Raw genomic sequence first — 890 nt, forward strand, 5'->3', positions numbered from 1 at the left:
AGAACCAAACAATGTCAGCTTCGGTGCAGCGGTCCCGGCAAGTGACTTCCCTATTATTGAACAACTAAAAAAATCATTTGCAAACCTTGTGCGGACTGAGAAGTTTCTCGGCATTGGCTATGACTCAGGAAAAGGCTGTCCTCAACTAAGGAAGCAGCTCGCCAGACGTGCTTCTGATGCGGGCATGTTAGTGTCACCTGATGAAATTATTATTACTGCTGGCTGCCAAGGGGCCATTGTATTGTGTTTACGCTCTCTGTGTGAAAAAGGTGATGTGGTTGCGGTAGAGTCGCCAGGCTATTATGGCTTGTTACAGTTAATCGAATCTTTGGGGCTAAAAGCGCTTGAAATTCCTTCAGATCCGGTAAGGGGAATGAGCATCGACGCGCTTCAGTTGGCAGTCGAGCAGTGGCCCGTAAAAGTTGTGTTATCAGTTCCTAGCTATAGCAACCCCATGGGAGCCTTGATGCCAGAAACTGCGAAGCTCAAGTTGGCGAAGCTCTTAGAAAAATATGATTTACCGATGATTGAAGACGATATTTACGGAGAGCTGTCATACAGTGATGCTAGGCCAAAAGCTGTTAAATCTTATGATAAGGATGGCCGAATTCTGCTGTGCTCTTCAGTTTCGAAGGTGCTTGACCCTCAGCTATGTGTCGGCTGGGTGATGCCAGGGCGATATCGGGAAAAAATTGAGTACCAACGTTTTTTAAGCAACTCCAGTCACTTTGCTTTACCCCAACTGGCGGTTGCCGATATTTTGTCTAGAGGGCGCTTTGACCGTCACTTGAGGCATGCTCGTGAAGTTTACAGCCAGAGGCGCGATAGGTTGCTAGATTTAATTGCGCTACACTTTCCCAAAGAAACACGCATCACTAAGCCGCAAGGAG

At 47.2% G+C, this 890-nt stretch carries 1 protein-coding gene; it reads left to right on the top strand.

The window, feature by feature from the left end:
* Window positions 1-890, top strand: an 890-nt coding sequence (locus tag A3756_RS18035; RefSeq protein WP_156490575.1) for a PLP-dependent aminotransferase family protein, incomplete at both ends; no start/stop codon positions are given.

It is taken from the genome of Oleiphilus sp. HI0086 (assembly GCF_001635225.1).